This is a genomic window from Pannonibacter phragmitetus (assembly GCF_050510895.1).
Lineage (GTDB): Bacteria > Pseudomonadota > Alphaproteobacteria > Rhizobiales > Stappiaceae > Pannonibacter > Pannonibacter phragmitetus_B.
This window is the reverse complement of sequence record NZ_JBNINT010000001.1, coordinates 213,103-229,469: the sequence shown is the minus strand read 5'-3', so window position 1 is coordinate 229,469 and position 16,367 is coordinate 213,103. Positions and strand designations below refer to the sequence as shown.

The following is a 16,367-nucleotide window of genomic DNA, read 5'->3' as shown; positions in this document are numbered from 1 at the left end:
CCGGGGCAAGTCCCCGATGGCCCGCCGTGATCCGGCCTCCTCCGTGATCCGAAGGCCAGCGCTTCCAGTTCGGGCGCCCCGCATTACGGCGGCGCAGCTTTCAAGCCAGCTCTCAAGGATGAGATCCATGTCCTTCAAGACCATCGACGATATTCAGGAACCTGCAGGCAAGCGCGCCCTTGTGCGTGTGGACCTCAACGTCCCCATGAAGGACGGCAAGATCACCGACGACACCCGCATCCGCGCCGTCGCCCCCACCATCCGCGAACTGTCGGACAAGGGTGCCAAGGTCATCCTGCTCGCCCATTTCGGCCGTCCGAAGGGTGAGGTCGTGGCAGACATGAGCCTCTCGCCGGTCGCCCCGGCGGTTGCTGCCGTGATCGGCCGCCCGGTTGCCTTCTGCGCCGATTGCATCGGCGAAGCTGCGGCCGGTGCCGTCGCCGCCATGCAGGACGGCGATGTGCTGCTGTTGGAAAACACACGCTTCCACAAGGACGAGGAAAAGAACGGCGCCGACTTCGCTGCCGCTCTGGCCGCCAACGGCGACCTCTATGTGAATGACGCCTTCTCTGCCGCGCACCGCGCCCATGCCTCCACCGAGGGGCTTGCCCGCCTGCTGCCGGCCTATGCCGGCCGTTCCATGCAGGCTGAGCTGGAAGCTCTGGGTGCGGCCCTTGGCTCGCCCAAGCGCCCGGTTCTGGCCGTTGTCGGCGGTGCGAAGGTCTCCTCCAAGATCGACCTCCTGGAAAACCTCGTCACCCGCGTGGACATGCTCGTCATCGGCGGCGGCATGGCCAATACGTTCCTCGCTGCCAAGGGCGTCAATGTCGGCAAGTCCCTGTGCGAGCATGACTTGGCTCCGACCGCGCTGAAGATCATGGCTGCCGCCGAAAAGGCCGGCTGTGAGATCGTGCTGCCGGTGGATGCAGTCGTTGCCCGCGAGTTCAAGGCAGGCGCTGACAACGAGACCGTTGCCCTGGATGCGATCCCGGCTGATGCCATGATGCTGGACGTGGGTGCGGCCTCCATCAAGACCGTGAAGGCCAAGATCGACGGCGCTTCCACGCTCGTGTGGAACGGCCCGCTCGGCGCCTTCGAAATCGAGCCCTTCGACACGGCAACCGTTGCCGCTGCCCAGCATGCAGCCAGCCGCACCAGGGAAGGCAAGCTGCTTTCCGTCGCAGGTGGTGGTGACACGGTGGCTGCCCTCAACCATGCAGGCGCAGCCGGTGACTTCTCCTACGTCTCCACCGCTGGCGGGGCCTTCCTCGAATGGCTGGAAGGCAAGGACCTGCCGGGCGTGACCGCGCTTCAGGCCTGAGCCTGACATCCCTTGAAGTCTTGCGGCGCGCCAGTCCAGTATTGGCGCGCCGCATTTCGGCCAAAAGCCCTGCAGGCGGCTTATTTAATTCGACCATCAAATTAAAAATGATCGAATTTTCCTGCGTTTACCGGCATTTAAATTGATTTATGGGCTCCAGCCCCATCTTCCCAAACCGCTGAATTTTGCTAGAACGGCCACGGTTTTGTCGCAGTGCGAAACTTATCTGCGGCCCACGCTGCCTTTGCACGGCCAGCGCGGGAAAACGCTTCGTTCAATTGGCAAGGCCAATGGAACGAACAATCCACGCGCAGTGTTTGAGCAGGCAGGTCTGGAGCCGGGTCAGGGCTTCGCATGGATCTGGAACAGGAGAGATTTCGATGGCACGCATTACACTTCGTCAATTGCTCGATCATGCCGCGGAACACGACTACGGCGTTCCGGCCTTCAACATCAACAATATGGAACAGGCGCTTTCCATCATGGAAGCCGCTGATGCGACCGATTCCCCGGTCATCATCCAGGCCTCGCGCGGCGCCCGTTCCTATGCCCATGACGTCATGCTGAAGCACATGATGGACGCGGTGACGGAGATCTATCCGCACATTCCCGTCTGTGTGCATCTCGACCATGGCAACGAACCGGCCACCTGCATGACTGCCATCCAGGCAGGTTTCACCTCGGTGATGATGGACGGCTCGCTGAAGGCTGACGGCAAGACCCCAGCCGACTGGGCCTATAACGTTGGCGTCACCAAGGCCGTCACCGACATGTCCCATCTGGGCGGCATCTCCGTCGAAGGCGAGCTGGGCGTGCTTGGCAGTCTCGAAAGCGGCATGGGCGAAGCGGAAGACGGCCACGGCGCCGAAGGCCAGCTGAGCCACGACCAGCTGCTGACCGATCCGGAAGAAGCGGTGAAGTTCGTGCGCGAGACCAAGGTTGACGCGCTGGCCATCGCCATGGGCACCAGCCACGGCGCCTACAAGTTCACCCGCAAGCCGGACGGCGCGATCCTTGCCATGCACGTGATCGAGGAAATCCACCGCCGCCTGCCGGAAACCCATCTGGTGATGCACGGGTCTTCCTCGGTGCCGCAGGACCTGCAGGACATCATCAACCAGTACGGCGGCAAGATGCCCCAGACCTGGGGCGTGCCGGTGGAAGAAATCCAGCGCGGCATCAAGAACGGCGTGCGCAAGATCAACATTGACACCGACAACCGCATGGCGATGACCGGCCAGATCCGCAAGATCCTTGCCGAGAACCCGGGCGAGTTCGACCCGCGCAAGTATCTCAAGCCCGCCCGCGATGCCATGACCAAGCTCTGCAAGGAGCGTCTGGAAGCCTTCAACACCGCTGGTCAGGCCTCGAAGATCAAGCGCGTCCTCACCCTCACGGAAATGGCCGCCCGCTACAAGTCCGGCGCGCTGGACCCGAAGATCTCGTAAGGCCTTCAGCCTTCACGAAGAAAGATATCAAGAGGCCGGGGCACTGCTCCGGCTTTTTTGCTACCGGTAAATCCGCACCTCACCGCCCTTCAAAGCGGTCGCCCCATGTCTGCACTGCGTTCCGCCCGGGGGCGACCGCCTGAGCAATTGGCGCGGCAGCGCGCTACTCTCCTGCAGGTATCGTCCCTTCAGCCGCAACATTCCGCAGCCGGAAGCTTCTGCATCCATCTCTGCGCTTGCGTCGTGCTTTTGCCGTCTTTAGGGACATAGGTATGTTCCATGCGCCCGCATACCGGGCCCAACAGACGGATACCGCCTTGAACCGCCCGCGCCTTTATCTGGTTACGCCGCCCGTTTTCGATCTCGAAGCCTTTGCCCCGCGCCTTGAAGCGGCGCTGTCGGGCGGAGATGTGGCCTGCGTGCTCATCTTTCAGCCCGAGGCAACCGCCAAGGCCCTGCAGGAAACGGCTGCAAAGCTGGTGCCCATGATCCAGAAGGCGGAAGCCGCCGCGCTGATCTACCGCGACACGCAGGTGACCGGCCGCACGGGTGCCGACGGCGCCCATGTGGATACCTCGTTCGAAGACATCAAGCTGGCGATGGAAAGCCTGCAGCCGGCACGCATTGTCGGCGCAGGCGGCACCAAGATGAAGCACGAGGAAATGGAGATCGCCGAAAGCGGCGTGGACTATCTGTTCTTCGGCCGGCTGGACCTTGAAGAGCAGCCCGGCGCCCATGCAAAAACACTGGAGCGCGCTGAATGGTGGGCGGAGCTGTTCTCCACGCCTTGCGTTGCCCTGGGCGGCAATGATCTGGCGACCCTCGGCGAAACCGCAGATACGAAGGCGGACTTCGTTGCCCTGAAGGACGCCATCTGGCAGCATCCGGAAGGCCCGGCAGAAGCCGTGCGCCTTGCCAATGAAATTCTCGATCAGCACCCGTTTGAAGAGGATGAGGAATGACCCTCCCGCGCCGGACCATGACCGGAAGCCAGTTTCCCGAAACGGCGGAGGCAATTGCCCGCCCGCCCCTGCGCCGCGGTCTGAGGCCCGGCGCACCGGGTCTGGCTTTGGCAGGTCTGGCGCTGGCTGCGCTTTGCGCAGCCTCGGGCGGCAGCCTCGCGCAAACGGCCGCCCCCGCAACGCCTGCACCCGCCGAAGCGCCCGCCGCATCTCCAGCACCGGCACCGGCAACGGCAACTGAGCAGGCCGCCCCGCCAGCCGCAGAAGCCAAACCTGGCGAAACCCCGGCAGCGCAAGCGCCAGCGGGCGAGGCAGCCGTGAGCCAGCCTCCTGCCACACAGGATGCCGCTGAAGGCACGGCAGCCGAAACGGCGGGCGAGGCCGATGCAGCCGCACGTGCCCTTGCGCGCTATGAACCGGAGCCGCTTGTCAGCCTGCTTGAGGCTGGACCGCCGCTGATGGAGCCGGGTGAGCCGATTGACGCCAACTTCGCTTATGGCGTCTTCCAGCGCGGCTGGTATCTGACGGCTGTTGCCGTTGCCACGCCGCTGGCCGAGGAGGAGACCGTGCTGCCCAGACTCTGCTGGGTGTGATGCATGAAACAGGCCTGGGCGTCGCCAGGGACTGGAAGAAGGCTGCGGAGTGGTATCAGGTCGCAAGCACTTCCGGCGACCCCAACGCAGCCTATCGCCTGGGGCAAATGTATCTGCTGGGCGACGGTGTAGAGGCTGACAAGAAAAAGGCGGCCGATCTCTTCCAGAAGGCCGCTGACGCAGGCATTCCGGGCGCCATGTACAATCTGGCTATCCTCTATCAGGAGGGCGAAGGCCGCCCTTATGACGAGGAGCGCGCTTCCCAGCTGCTGCTGGAGGCCGCCGAAAAGGATGACGTGGAAGCGCAATACGCCCTCGGCCTTCAGTTTCTCGAAGGCGGCGAGAAGGTGCGCGATCCGATCAAGGGCGCGAACTGGCTGGGCCGTGCCGCACGGCGGGGCCATACCTCGGCACAGGTCTACTACGGCATCCTGCGCTTTCAGGGGCGCGGCGTCGAACCGGATGAGGCAGAAGCCGCAAACTGGTTCGAGCGGGCTGCCCGGGCCGGAAATCCGGTGGGCATGAACCGGCTCGCCCGCATCTATGCTTTCGGCCGAGGCCGCCCGGTTGATCAGGTCGAGGCTGCCGCATGGCACTATGTGGCGCGCGCGCTTGGCCTTTCGGATCTGGAGCTGGATGGCTACGTGGGCTCGCTGGACCAGGAAACAGTGACCAAGGCCATGGAGCGGGCAGGCGCCTTGACCGCCACGTTGATCCCCAAACCGCTGGATCCGGCCAATTCCACCCCTGACAAGTAACCGCTTTGCAGGTTTTTCCTTGAATTTGTGCCCGTTTTGTGTTGGACAGGCGCGTCATTGGTGCCCGCTCGCCGCCCTTACACCGCAGAGCGCGGATGCACCGTCAGGTTTCACGCCCTAATCAATCGGTCGTTTCATGAAGATCAACGGTAACGAGATCAAGCCCGGCAATGTTCTCCAGCATCAGGAGACGCTCTGGGCGGTCGTCAAGGTGGACCACGTCAAGCCCGGCAAGGGTGGCGCGTTCGCCCAGGTGGAAATGAAGAACCTCATCGACGGCCGCAAGCTGAATGAGCGCTTCCGCTCGGAAGACAAGGTCGAGCGCGTCCGCCTGGAGCAGAAGGACTTCCAGTTCCTCTACATCCAGGAAGACGTCCTAATTTTCATGGACACCGAAACCTACGAGCAGCTTGAGCTGCAGAAGGACTTCGTTGGTGACCGCGCTGCCTTCCTTCAGGACGGCATGATGGTGACCGTGGAACTGCATGAGGAAAAGCCGATCGGCATCACCCTGCCGCAGTTCGTCACCCTGCAGATCACCGAGGCCGATGCCGTGGTGAAGGGCCAGACCCAGTCCTCGTCCTACAAGCCGGCCATTCTGGAAAACGGCGTGCGCGTCCTCGTGCCCCCGTTCATCACCGCTGGCGAGAAGATCATCGTCGACACCGGCACGGTCGAATACGTCCGCCGCGCAGACTGATCTTTACTCTGAATATCCTTCCGCCCGGCGCTCCCCTGGGGTGCCGGGCTCCCCATTCTAAAGACCCGGCAAGACAGATCATGGCACGTACAGCAATCCTCAACGTAATGGTCCAGGCGGCAATGAAGGCCGGACGTTCGCTCGTGCGTGACTTCGGCGAAGTCGAAAACCTCCAGGTCTCGCGCAAGGGCCCCGGTGACTTCGTGTCAGCCGCCGACCGCCGCGCAGAAGACATCATCCGCACAGAACTGACCAAGGCGCGCCCGACCTATGGCCTGCTGATGGAAGAGTCCGGCGAAATTGCGGGCGAGGATGGCCAGCACCGCTGGATCGTCGATCCGCTCGACGGCACCACCAATTTCCTGCACGGCATCCCGGTCTTTGCGATCTCCATTGCACTGGAACGTCAGGGCCAGATCGTTGCAGGCGTGATTTTCAATCCTGTCATGGACGAACTTTACACGGCCGAGCGCGGCCGTGGCGCCTTCGTCAATGACCGCCGCCTGCGCGTTGCCGCCCGCACCGCCCTGCCGGACAGCCTGATTGGCACCGGCCTGCCGTTCCTCGGCCGCGGCGACCATGGCCGTGCCCTCAAGGAACTGCGCTATGTGATGCCGGAAGTCGCCGGCGTCCGCCGCATCGGCGCAGCCGCACTTGACCTTGCCTATGTCGCTTCGGGCCGTCTCGACGGCTTCTGGGAGCACAGCCTGAACCCCTGGGACATCGCAGCCGGCATCCTGATGATCCGCGAAGCTGGCGGTTATGTCAGCGACATCGACGGCAAGGACACGATGCTGGAGACCGGCACAGTGGTCGCCGGCAACGAGTTCATCAAGGCCCAGCTGCAGAAGCTGCTGAAGAGCGCAGCCGAGTAAGATGACGGACTCCTGAGGGCCGAAACCCTTGGATTTTTCTACAGAAGGCCGGAGAGCGAAGCCGCTCTCCGGCCTTCTGCTTTTCAATTAAGCTTTTGCTAATGCGCGATTAACGGTTTTCAACAAACGGTAAATCGCGCTATCACTGGTGCAGTTGCAACAGGCGGAAGCTCGACGGTTCATGGCACGCGATTTCGATCCCTACAGCCTGTCCAGTCCCAAGGCGTATCTCTCGTTCATGATCATCTTCCTGGTGATCGTTGCCTTCGTCGCCTTCATCCTGAACCAGCAGATCGTCACGGCCTTCATGAGCAACCCCGGCCTCAACGGGATGATCGTGCTGACGGGCCTGTTCGGCATCATGCTGACTTTTGCCCGCGTTGTGCGGCTGTTTCCCGAAATCGCCTGGGTGAACAGCTTCCGCATCGGCGACCCTGGCATTGAAGTGCGCCGCCCGCCGGTGCTGCTGGCGCCGATGGCGTCCCTGCTCGGCAACAAGGTGGGTGAAATGGCGCTGACGCCGACCACCTCACGCTCCATTCTCGATTCGATCGGCATGCGTCTTGATGAGTCGCGTGAGATTGCCCGTTACATGACCGGCCTGCTCGTGTTCCTCGGCCTGCTGGGCACCTTCTGGGGCCTGTTGCAGACCGTGAGCGCAGTCGGCTCCACCATTCAGTCACTGGACGTGGTGTCCGGCGACACGGGTGTGATCTTCGAGGATCTGAAAGCAGGGCTGCAGGCGCCGCTTTCGGGCATGGGCACGGCCTTCTCGTCCTCGCTCTTCGGTCTCACCGGTTCGCTGATTCTCGGTTTCCTCGATCTTCAGGCCGGACAGGCGCAGAACCGCTTCTACACGGAGCTGGAAGACTGGCTGTCCACCGTCACCGAAATCGAGCAGGAAGAAACGCGTGCGCCCGTTGCCGCTGCCCCTGATACGGACAAGCTGCAACTGGCCATCGAGCGGCTGCAGCGCGCCGTCGAGGAAGGCGGCAGCAAGGCCGCCAATCAGGCCATGGCAAACCTTGCAGAAGGCATTCAGGGCCTCGTCAAGCACGTGCGCTCCGAGCAGCAGATGATGCGCGAATGGGCCGATGCCCAGAGCGCCCAGCAGAAGCGGGTGGAGAATCTCCTCTCCTCCATCGCGGCGGCCTTCGACCGCGCCAAGGAGTGATCCATGGCGGGGTTTCGCGGCCGCAGGCGCAATCAGGACATCGACTACTGGCCGAGCTTCGTGGATGCGCTGACCACGCTGCTTCTGGTGCTCATCTTTCTGCTGTCGATCTTTGTCATCGCCCAGTTCGTGCTCAGCCAGCAGCTTTCGGGCCGCGACTCGGTGCTGAGCCGCCTGAATGCGCAGATCAGCGAGCTGACCGAGCTGCTGTCGCTGGAACGGGCTTCCAAGCGCGATCTGGAGTCCACCGTCGCTACCCTGCAGGCCAGCCTCGGCGCGGCTACCAGCGAGCGCGATAGGCTGTCTGGCTTGCTATCCGACAAGGAAGGGGCCGCAGCAAGCGCTGGCGGCGAACTGGCGGCCTTGCAAGGCACCCTCAATGAGGAACGGCAGGTCAGCCAGCGGGCGCTGGCACAGGTGGAATTGCTGAACCAGCAGATCGCCGCCCTGCGCCGCCAGCTTGCGGCTGCCAATGCAGCGCTGGAGGCCTCTGAGGCCAAGGAAAGCGAAAGCCAGGCCCGCATCGCCAGCCTCGGCCAGCGGCTCAATGCGGCGCTGGTGCAGCGCGTGCAGGAGCTGAACCGCTACCGCTCCGACTTCTTCGGCCGGCTGCGCGAGCTTCTGTCCCAGCGCTCTGACATCCGTGTGGTGGGCGACCGCTTCGTCTTCCAGTCGGAAGTGCTGTTCCCCTCGGGCTCCGACGAAATCAATCCGAGTGGCCGGGTAGAGCTGGACAAGCTGGCCGAGGCGTTGCTGGAACTTGAGGGACAGATCCCGGCTGAAATTCAGTGGGTGTTGCGCGTTGACGGGCATACAGACGCCGTGCCCCTGTCCGGAACGGGGCGCCTGCGCGACAACTGGGAGCTATCCTCCGCCCGCGCCACCTCGGTGGTGCGCTACCTGATCAGCAAGGGCGTGGACCCCAAGCATCTGGTTGCAGCGGGCTTTGGCGAGTTCCAGCCTCTGGAACCAGGCAACACCCCGGAAATCAACGCCCGCAACCGCCGTATCGAGCTGAAGCTGACGGAACGGTGAGAGAGCCCTGCCGCGTCGGCACCGTGGACGCAATCAGGCACTAAGTCGCCCCGGCCAAGCGCAGCGCGAGCCGGGGCGACGCCGGGATTGCAGTGTCATCCGGCACCGCGTTGCTACAGACATTTGTTATCCGGTCTTTTCCGCCAAAAACAAAGGCCGCCCCAATGGGACGGCCTTGTCTGATCATGCAGCGATGACGGCTCAGAAGCGGAAGTCGTCTTCTTCCTCGTCCTCGTTCTTCTTCGAGCTCTTAAGCGCATTGAGCTTGGCGAAGACCGCGTCGGCGTCGATCTCTTCTTCCACTTCGCGCTGCGGGCGGTCGCGGGTGAAGGCGGCGGCGATGGCTTCCTCGCTCGTGGTGTCTTCCACAGGCGCCAGCAGCTCGGTGTAGTCGGTCTCGGGACGCGGCGGAGCGTTCTTCGCGGCCTTTTCCACTTCCATGTCCAGCTCAAGCTGGCTGCACAGGCCCAGCGTCACCGGGTCGGATGCGGTCAGGTTGGCGGAGTTCCAGTGGGTGCGTTCGCGGATAGCGGCAATGGTCGGCTTTGTGGTGCCGACAAGGCGCATGATCTGCGCATCCTTGAGTTCCGGATGGTTGCGCACCAGCCAGAGAATGGCGTTCGGGCGGTCCTGGCGGCGTGACACCGGGGTGTAACGCGGGCCGCGGCGCTTGTTTTCCGGCACAACGACCTTCGAGCCCTGCAGCTTCAGCTGATAGTTCGGATCACGCTGCGCACGCTCGATTTCTTCGCGGCTGAGCTGACCGGTCATCACCGGATCCAGGCCCTTGATGCCCTGTGCGGCTTCACCGTCGGCGATCGCCTTCACTTCCAGCGGATGCAGTTTGCAGAAGGCGGCAATCTGAGTGAAGCTCAGCGCCGTGTTGTCCACGAGCCAGACGGCAGTGGCCTTCGGCATAAGGGGCGTGTTCGACATCGGTGTAAAATCCTCCTGTCGGCTTCCTCGCCCGGCAAGGCGAAAAAGCGGTATTCCATGTTCGAATGAATGGGAGATTGACCTCAATATAGGCTGAGACGGCTTAAAAGGCAAACGCGCAAGCACGCCTGCCTCAAAGAATCTCGAGATTTCCTGCCGTAACGTCAAACCGCATCGCGATCCCGCCTAGACCGTCAGGACAATCTTGCCGATATGGCCGGAGCTTTCCATCCTGCGATGCGCCTCCGCCGCCTGCGTCAGCGGGAAGGTCGAGATCCATGACCGGCCGGATCGTGCCATTTGCGATCAGCGGCCACACATGCGTCTCCAGAGCTACCGCAATCGCTGCCTTGAAGTCATTGTCACGCGGGCGCAAGGTCGAGCCGGTGTGAATGAGGCGCTTCATCATCAACCGGTTGAAGTTCACCTCGGTGGCCACGCCATTGAGATTGGCGATCTGGCAGATGCGCCCTTCAACCGCAGCCACCTGCCAGTTCTTCTCGACATAATCGCCGCCCACCATATCGAGGATGACGTGGATGCCCGCCCCGCCCGTGATGCGGCCGATCTCCTCGACGAAGTCCTGGGTGTTGTAATTGATGGCGTGATCTGCCCCAAGCTTCAGTACGGCCTGGCGCTTGTCCTCGGAGCCCACGGTGGTGAAGACTTCGGCGCCGAAGGCCTTGGCCAGCTGGATCGCCGTGGTGCCGATGCCGGAGGTGCCGCCATGCACCAGGAACCGTTCCCCGGCCTTCAGCCCCACCCGGTCGAACACATTGCTCCAGACGGTGAAGAAGGTCTCAGGCAAGGCCGCTGCCTCTACGATGGAGAGGCCCGAAGGCACCGGCAGCGCATGACGCTCGTCCACCTTGCAATATTCAGCGTAGCCGCCGCCTGCCACCAGCGCCGTCACCTTATCGCCGATGTTGAACCGCTCGGCGCCCGGCCCCCGGTCCACCACCGTACCGGCCACTTCCAGGCCCGGCAGGTCCGATGCACCTTTCGGGGCCGGATAAAGCCCCATGCGCTGCATCACATCTGGCCGGTTGACGCCTGCCGCCTCGACCTTGATGAGGATTTCGCCCTTTTGCGCCACCGGCAGATGCCGTTTTTCCGGCGCCAGCACGTCAGGCCCGCCGGGAACCGGAATCGCCATCACGGTCATGTCCTGCGGCAGGCCGGGCGGAATGCTGGACGGAATGGCGGACATGGCAATTCTCCCTGTATCTGTCTGAAGCGGTTCACACTCTCGCCCGGCACTTTAAAGATTGTCCGGTGAAAGTGGAAACCGCTTTTCCCGAAAATCGCACGCGAGGCGCCCCTCCCCCAGCCTGGTCCTTCCCGAGAGACTGACAGACGCAACGCTCTGTCCTATTCTTGTCCGCAGGCACAGGCGGAGCGGGTCTCAGATCGGGACCTGTTCCGGAATGGGCCACACCATTCGTGCCAGCCTGTGCCACTGTGCCCGCAGGCGCAGCAGAATGAGGAGGAGAAGGCAGATGAGTGACGACAATATCTGGGCTACCCCAAAGGCAGCTTCGGCGGTCTTTGTTCCGGGCAGTGATCTCTCGCGCCTGTCCGTGGCCGAGCTGCAGATAGAGATCACGAACCTGCAAGCAGAGATCGTCCGTCTTCAGCGCGAAATTGACGCCAGAAGCGGTGTTCGCGCAGCAGCCGACGCGCTGTTCAAGGCATCATCATCATGACACGAGAAAAAATCTCAGCATCACCAGACTGTTGAAGGTGGATAACGGAACGGCATCATTAAAATTTTATTCATTTACGCGATATTAAGCCTTCCAGACGATAACTGTGTATGTCCAGTTATCTGGATTCCTGAGTGGCTCCTGTCCACTCTGTTTGACGCCTCCCTGTTAATGACTTCGAGCCGCGCGCGCGCGCTCTTTTTTCGCCTTCGTGACATTGTAAGCATGGATTCGGTTCACCGCAGCGCCATGGGCACCGCGGCTGGCACGGCAGTTGCTCTTCATCCTGTCAAGAAATCCGCGCGTTTCAAATCGGAACAGAAGCGGATGGCTGGTCCGGACAAGGACCGGGGTCAAATGAGAAGGCGTTAACCCATGACGGACGAAACCAGGAAGCTCAGCATCGTGCCGGAAACGGTCAGCTTCGCAGACCGCCTTGCCGCATCCCAGCAGTTCCAGGCGCTGTTTCACGAGGGCATGGCTCTCGTCGAAGAGACGGCATCCTATCTGGATGGCGACGGCCGCAGCGAATCCAAGCGTCTGGAGCGTCCCGCCTCGCTCGCCTATGCCACCGAATCCATGCGCCTGACGACGCGCCTCATGCAACTTGCCTCATGGCTGCTGCTGCAGCGCGCAGTCAATGAAGGCGAGATGTCGTCCGATCAGGCCAGCACCGACAAGAACCGCGTGCGCCTTGACCGGCTGAGCAGCGCCAACTCGGGCAATTCCTTTGACGCCCTGCCGCTGCGGCTGCAGGACCTGATCCTGCGCTCCGTGCGCCTGCAGGAGCGGGTACAGCATCTGGATGCCATGCTCTATCCGGTCGAAGAAAAGCCGCAGGAGCCGGTCCCGGCGGAAAACCCGGTGGCTCAGCAGATCGACCGCATTTTCGCGGCTTTCGGCAAGGCTGGCTGACAGTCAGCTTTACACCTCCCCTTCTCAGGCCCGTTCCGGGACGGACACCGTGCCATTCCGGAACAGCGGCTTAGTCAGACCGTGTCAGCCTGCACCCAGAAGTGCAGACATTCCATCCCAGACCAGCTTGGTGCCGACAACAGCCATCACGGCATAGACCACGCCGTAGAAGAGCTGAGGGCGGACAATGCGCGTCAGCCGCCACCCGGCAAGCGTTGCCAGAGGTGCCAGCGGCAATAGCACTGCTGCGGTCGCCAGATTGGTGGTGTCGAACTGGCCTAGCAGAAAATAGGGAACCAGCTTCGCCAGATTGACGGTGGTGAAGAAGATAACGGCCGTGCCCGCAAAGAGCGCCGGAGCAAGGCCACGCGGTACCATGTAGATCTGATAGGGTGGGCCACCCGTGTGGCTGACGAAGCTTGTAAAGCCGGAAAGCGTGCCCCAGAAAATCCCCGAGGGAACACGATGCGGCAGCGCCCCGCCGCCCCCGCGCCCGGGACGGAACCTATCGGCCACAAAAGCCAGCGAGATGACGCCGACCAGCAGCGTCACATGTGCGTCTTCGACGAAAGCCGCTGTCAGCCACCCCAGCCCAACGCCCAGAATACCCGCAGGCAGCAGGATTGCGATGGCCTTGCGGTCAAACGTGCCCCGGTAGGCGGCAAGCCCCACAGCGTCCATGACCAGCAGAACCGGCAGCATGATGCCGGCGGCCTGGATGGGCGGAATGACCAGCGCCATCAGCGGCACGGCAAGCATGCCGATGGGACCGCCAAAGCCGCCCTTGCCAAGCCCGGCCAGAATCACAGCCGGAATGGCCACGGCATAGAACAGCGGGTCGGAAATCGGTGACAGGAGCATGATGGAATATCCGGCGGGAGGGAGGACCAGAACTGGACCTGTCTCTTTGAAGCATAGCCGAAGAGGCTAAGTAAACCCACGCCCCTGCGAATGTCTAAGCCATCGCCCTCTTGCTTGTGCAGCGCAAGCTGCGACATTCTCCACGCGGCCAGCGAGGTACAAGCCGGACATGGCCGCAAGGGATGGAACCGCCGAACTGTCTGGGAGGACAAACAATGGCCGCCAGCCGCTATCATGAAACCTATGATGCCTGGAAACGCGATCCGGAAGCCTTCTGGGCGCAGGCGGCGGCGGAGATCGACTGGTTCCGTCCCTGGGACAAGGTCTTCGATGCGCAGGAAGGTGCCTATGGCCGCTGGTTTGCCGGGGCCGAAACGAACACCTGCTATAACTGCCTCGACCGGCACGTGGCCAAAGGCCGCGCCGGACAGACCGCTCTGATTTACGACAGCCCCATCACCGGGACGCAGGCCGCCTATACATATCAGGAAATGCTCGACCAGGTTCAGGCCATGGCAGCCGTGCTGCAGGACCATGGGATCGGCAAGGGCGACCGCGTCATTCTCTACATGCCGATGATCCCCCAGGCCGCAATGGCCATGCTGGCCTGCGCACGCCTGGGGGCCATTCATTCCGTTGTTTTTGGCGGTTTTGCCGCCCACGAACTGGCCACGCGCATTGATGACGCTGCGCCCAAGGCCATCATCTGCGCCTCCTGCGGCATCGAGCCCGGCCGCGTGATAGCCTACAAGCCGCTGGTGGATGCGGCCATCGCCCAGTCGGCGCACAAGCCGGAGTTCTGCTTCGTCATCCAGCGCGCGCAGCATGCTGCGGAACTCTCACAGGAGCGCGACCGCGACTTCGGCGCTCTGACGGAGGCGGCATTTCTTGCGGCGCGTCAGGTGCCTTGCGTGCCGGTGAAAGCCACTGATCCGCTTTATGTGCTCTACACCTCCGGCACCACCGGCCAGCCCAAGGGCGTGGTGCGTGACACCGGCGGCCACATGGTGGCGCTGAAATGGACCATGTCCAACCTCTATGGCATCGAGCCCGGCGAAGTGTTCTGGGCTGCCTCCGATGTGGGCTGGGTCGTTGGCCATTCCTACATCGTCTACGGCCCGCTGCTGCAGGGCTGCACCACGTTGCTCTATGAAGGCAAGCCCGTGGGCACGCCGGACGCTGGCGCCTTCTGGCGGGTCATTTCAGACAATTCTGTCGCTGCGCTTTTCACCGCGCCGACGGCCTTCCGCGCCATCAAGAAGGAAGACCCTTACGGCAAGCTGATGGAGGATTATGATCTCAGCGGCTTCCGCACCCTTTTCCTCGCCGGTGAACGCGCCGATCCGGACACGGTGCAATGGGCGGAAGAAAAGCTCGGCGTGCCTGTGATCGACCACTGGTGGCAGACGGAAACCGGCTGGGCCATAGCGGGCAATCCGGTCGGTCTTGGCATTCTGCCGGTCAAGCGCGGCTCGCCCACAGTGCCCATGCCTGGCTATGACGTGCAGGTTCTGGATGACGCAGGCCACCCGGTGCCGCACGGCACACTGGGCAATATCGTCATCAAGCTGCCCCTGCCCCCGGCTGCCTGCCCACCCTGTGGAACGCAGACGCCCGCTTCCGCAGCGCCTATCTCGACGAATTCCCGGGCTACTACAAGACGGCTGACGCCGGCATCATCGACGAGGACGGCTATCTGTCGATCATGTCGCGCACGGATGACATCATCAACGTGGCCGGACACCGCCTGTCCACGGGCGCGATGGAAGAAGTGCTGGCCGGACACCCGGATGTCGCCGAATGCGCGGTCATCGGGATCAACGATCAGCTCAAGGGCCAGCTGCCCTGCGGCTTTGTCGTGCTGAAGGCAGGTGTCAACCGGCCACATGATGAGGTCGAGACGGAGCTTGTCCGGCGTGTGCGGGACGTGATCGGCCCGGTCGCCGCCTTCAAGATCGCCGTCACCGTCGACCGCCTGCCCAAGACCCGTTCGGGCAAGATCCTGCGCGGCACCATGCGGCAGATCGCGGACGGACAGGAGTTCCGCATTCCTGCGACGATTGATGATCCGGCCATCCTTGACGAGATCGAGTCTGCTCTCAGGGAATATGGCGTTCTGGCAAGAGCCTGAGCCACAGGGCAGCGGTCAGCCATCGACAGGCTGACCGCAAGGCCCTATTGTTGCGCGCAGAACCGCCCCTTCCCGGGCGGTTCACCCCTTGCACAACAACGAGGATTTTCCCTTGTCCCTCACCAACAAGGTTGCCATCGTCACCGGCGCCTCGCGCGGTATCGGTCTTGCTATTGCACGGCGCTTTCTGAGCGACGGCGCCAGGGTCGTCATCGCAGATATCGACGACGAAGCCGGTGAAGCCGCAGCCGAAGAGCTGAAACCGCTGGGCGATGTGCTCTATGTCAACTGCAACGTCGCCGAAGCACTGGACGTGCGGAACCTGGTGGCCGAAACGCTGAACGCCTTCGGCGACATCGACATTCTGGTCAATAACGCAGGCATCGTCGCCGGCACCGATTTCCTCAACCTTGAGGAAGCCGACTTTGACCGGGTCATTCAGGTCAATCTGAAGGGCTCTTTCCTGGTGTCGCAGGCCGTTGCCCGCCACATGGTGGAGCGCGTTGAGGCAGGCGGTACGCCGGGCTGCATCATCAACATGTCGTCGATCAACGCGGTTCTGGCGATTCCCTCGCAGATTCCCTACTGCGTATCGAAGGGCGGCCTTGCCCAGTTGACCCGCGCCACGGCGCTTTCGCTCGCGCCCTATGGCATCCGTGTCAATGCAATCGGCCCCGGCTCGATCATGACCGACATGCTGGCGGCAGTGAATTCCGACAAGGCTGCAAAGAACCGCATCCTGTCGCGCACGCCGCTCGGCCGTATCGGAGAGGCTTCGGAAATTGCCTCCGTCGCCGCTTTCCTCGCTTCGGATGACTCTTCGTACATGACCGGCCAGACCCTCTACGTCGACGGTGGCCGCATGCCGCTCAACTACACGGTCGCCGTTCCCGACAGCGACTGAGCGCTTCCGCATCAAGACAAGGCAAGCGGCGGACGTTTCGTGAACGTG

14 protein-coding genes and 2 pseudogenes are annotated in these 16,367 nt (G+C 62.7%); 13 read left to right on the top strand and 3 right to left on the bottom strand.

The window, feature by feature from the left end:
• The first annotated feature begins 127 nt into the window (after positions 1–127).
• The 9 genes from ACQB61_RS01090 (at position 128) to ACQB61_RS01050 (ending at position 8,866) form a co-directional block, all read left to right on the top strand.
• Positions 128–1,321, top strand: coding sequence for a phosphoglycerate kinase (locus ACQB61_RS01090; protein ID WP_430511135.1), 1,194 nt, complete (start codon positions 128–130; stop codon positions 1,319–1,321).
• A gap of 380 nt (positions 1,322–1,701) precedes the next feature.
• Positions 1,702–2,769, top strand: coding sequence for a class II fructose-bisphosphate aldolase (gene fba, locus ACQB61_RS01085; RefSeq protein ID WP_050472462.1), 1,068 nt, complete (start codon positions 1,702–1,704; stop codon positions 2,767–2,769).
• Between the two features lie 317 nt (positions 2,770–3,086).
• Positions 3,087–3,731: a thiamine phosphate synthase gene (locus tag ACQB61_RS01080; RefSeq protein WP_430511134.1), complete on the top strand. Its 645-nt coding sequence runs from the start codon at positions 3,087–3,089 to the stop codon at positions 3,729–3,731.
• A complete protein-coding gene (locus ACQB61_RS01075) occupies positions 3,728–4,324 on the top strand; it encodes a hypothetical protein (protein WP_430511133.1) in 597 nt (198 codons plus the stop codon). The genes ACQB61_RS01080 and ACQB61_RS01075 overlap by 4 nt, the downstream gene beginning before the upstream one ends.
• On the top strand, positions 4,324–5,082 hold the full coding sequence (locus tag ACQB61_RS01070; protein WP_430511132.1) for a tetratricopeptide repeat protein: 759 nt from the start codon (positions 4,324–4,326) through the stop codon (positions 5,080–5,082). Before ACQB61_RS01075 ends, ACQB61_RS01070 begins: the two co-directional genes overlap by 1 nt.
• A 136-nt stretch (positions 5,083–5,218) precedes the next feature.
• Positions 5,219–5,782, top strand: coding sequence for an elongation factor P (gene efp, locus ACQB61_RS01065; RefSeq protein WP_019965123.1), 564 nt, complete (start codon positions 5,219–5,221; stop codon positions 5,780–5,782).
• An 80-nt stretch (positions 5,783–5,862) separates the two neighbouring features.
• Positions 5,863–6,657, top strand: a complete 795-nt coding sequence (locus ACQB61_RS01060; protein ID WP_430511131.1) for an inositol monophosphatase family protein — start codon at positions 5,863–5,865, stop codon at positions 6,655–6,657.
• A gap of 181 nt (positions 6,658–6,838) precedes the next feature.
• Positions 6,839–7,831: a flagellar motor protein MotA gene (locus ACQB61_RS01055; protein ID WP_430511130.1), complete on the top strand. Its 993-nt coding sequence runs from the start codon at positions 6,839–6,841 to the stop codon at positions 7,829–7,831.
• 3 nt (positions 7,832–7,834) lie between these two features.
• Positions 7,835–8,866 (top strand): peptidoglycan -binding protein, encoded by a 1,032-nt coding sequence (locus tag ACQB61_RS01050; RefSeq protein ID WP_430511129.1) that lies wholly within the window; start codon positions 7,835–7,837, stop codon positions 8,864–8,866.
• 201 nt (positions 8,867–9,067) lie between these two features.
• Here ACQB61_RS01050 and ACQB61_RS01045 read toward each other — a convergent pair whose 3' ends face one another.
• Both ACQB61_RS01045 and ACQB61_RS01040 read right to left on the bottom strand, forming a co-directional pair.
• Complete coding sequence (locus tag ACQB61_RS01045) at positions 9,068–9,802, bottom strand: DUF1013 domain-containing protein (protein WP_430511128.1); 735 nt, start codon at positions 9,800–9,802, stop codon at positions 9,068–9,070.
• Positions 9,803–9,988: 186 nt separating this feature from the next.
• A pseudogene (locus tag ACQB61_RS01040) lies at positions 9,989–10,967 on the bottom strand (NAD(P)H-quinone oxidoreductase).
• A gap of 334 nt (positions 10,968–11,301) precedes the next feature.
• Between ACQB61_RS01040 and ACQB61_RS01035 the strand changes: the two are divergent.
• Together ACQB61_RS01035 and ACQB61_RS01030 are read left to right on the top strand one after the other, a co-directional pair.
• Complete coding sequence (locus tag ACQB61_RS01035; RefSeq protein WP_430511127.1) at positions 11,302–11,508, top strand: DUF1192 domain-containing protein; 207 nt, start codon at positions 11,302–11,304, stop codon at positions 11,506–11,508.
• Between the two features lie 375 nt (positions 11,509–11,883).
• On the top strand, positions 11,884–12,423 hold the full coding sequence (locus ACQB61_RS01030; protein ID WP_430511126.1) for a DUF1465 family protein: 540 nt from the start codon (positions 11,884–11,886) through the stop codon (positions 12,421–12,423).
• Between the two features lie 84 nt (positions 12,424–12,507).
• Here ACQB61_RS01030 and ACQB61_RS01025 read toward each other — a convergent pair whose 3' ends face one another.
• The gene (locus ACQB61_RS01025; protein WP_430511125.1) at positions 12,508–13,284 is read right to left on the bottom strand and encodes a sulfite exporter TauE/SafE family protein; all 777 of its coding nucleotides are present in this window, start codon (positions 13,282–13,284) and stop codon (positions 12,508–12,510) included.
• Positions 13,285–13,499: 215 nt separating this feature from the next.
• Between ACQB61_RS01025 and ACQB61_RS01020 the strand changes: the two are divergent.
• Positions 13,500–15,415, top strand: a pseudogene (locus tag ACQB61_RS01020) (propionyl-CoA synthetase).
• Between the two features lie 112 nt (positions 15,416–15,527).
• Positions 15,528–16,319 (top strand): SDR family NAD(P)-dependent oxidoreductase, encoded by a 792-nt coding sequence (locus ACQB61_RS01015; protein ID WP_430511124.1) that lies wholly within the window; start codon positions 15,528–15,530, stop codon positions 16,317–16,319.
• Positions 16,320–16,367 lie beyond the last annotated feature (48 nt).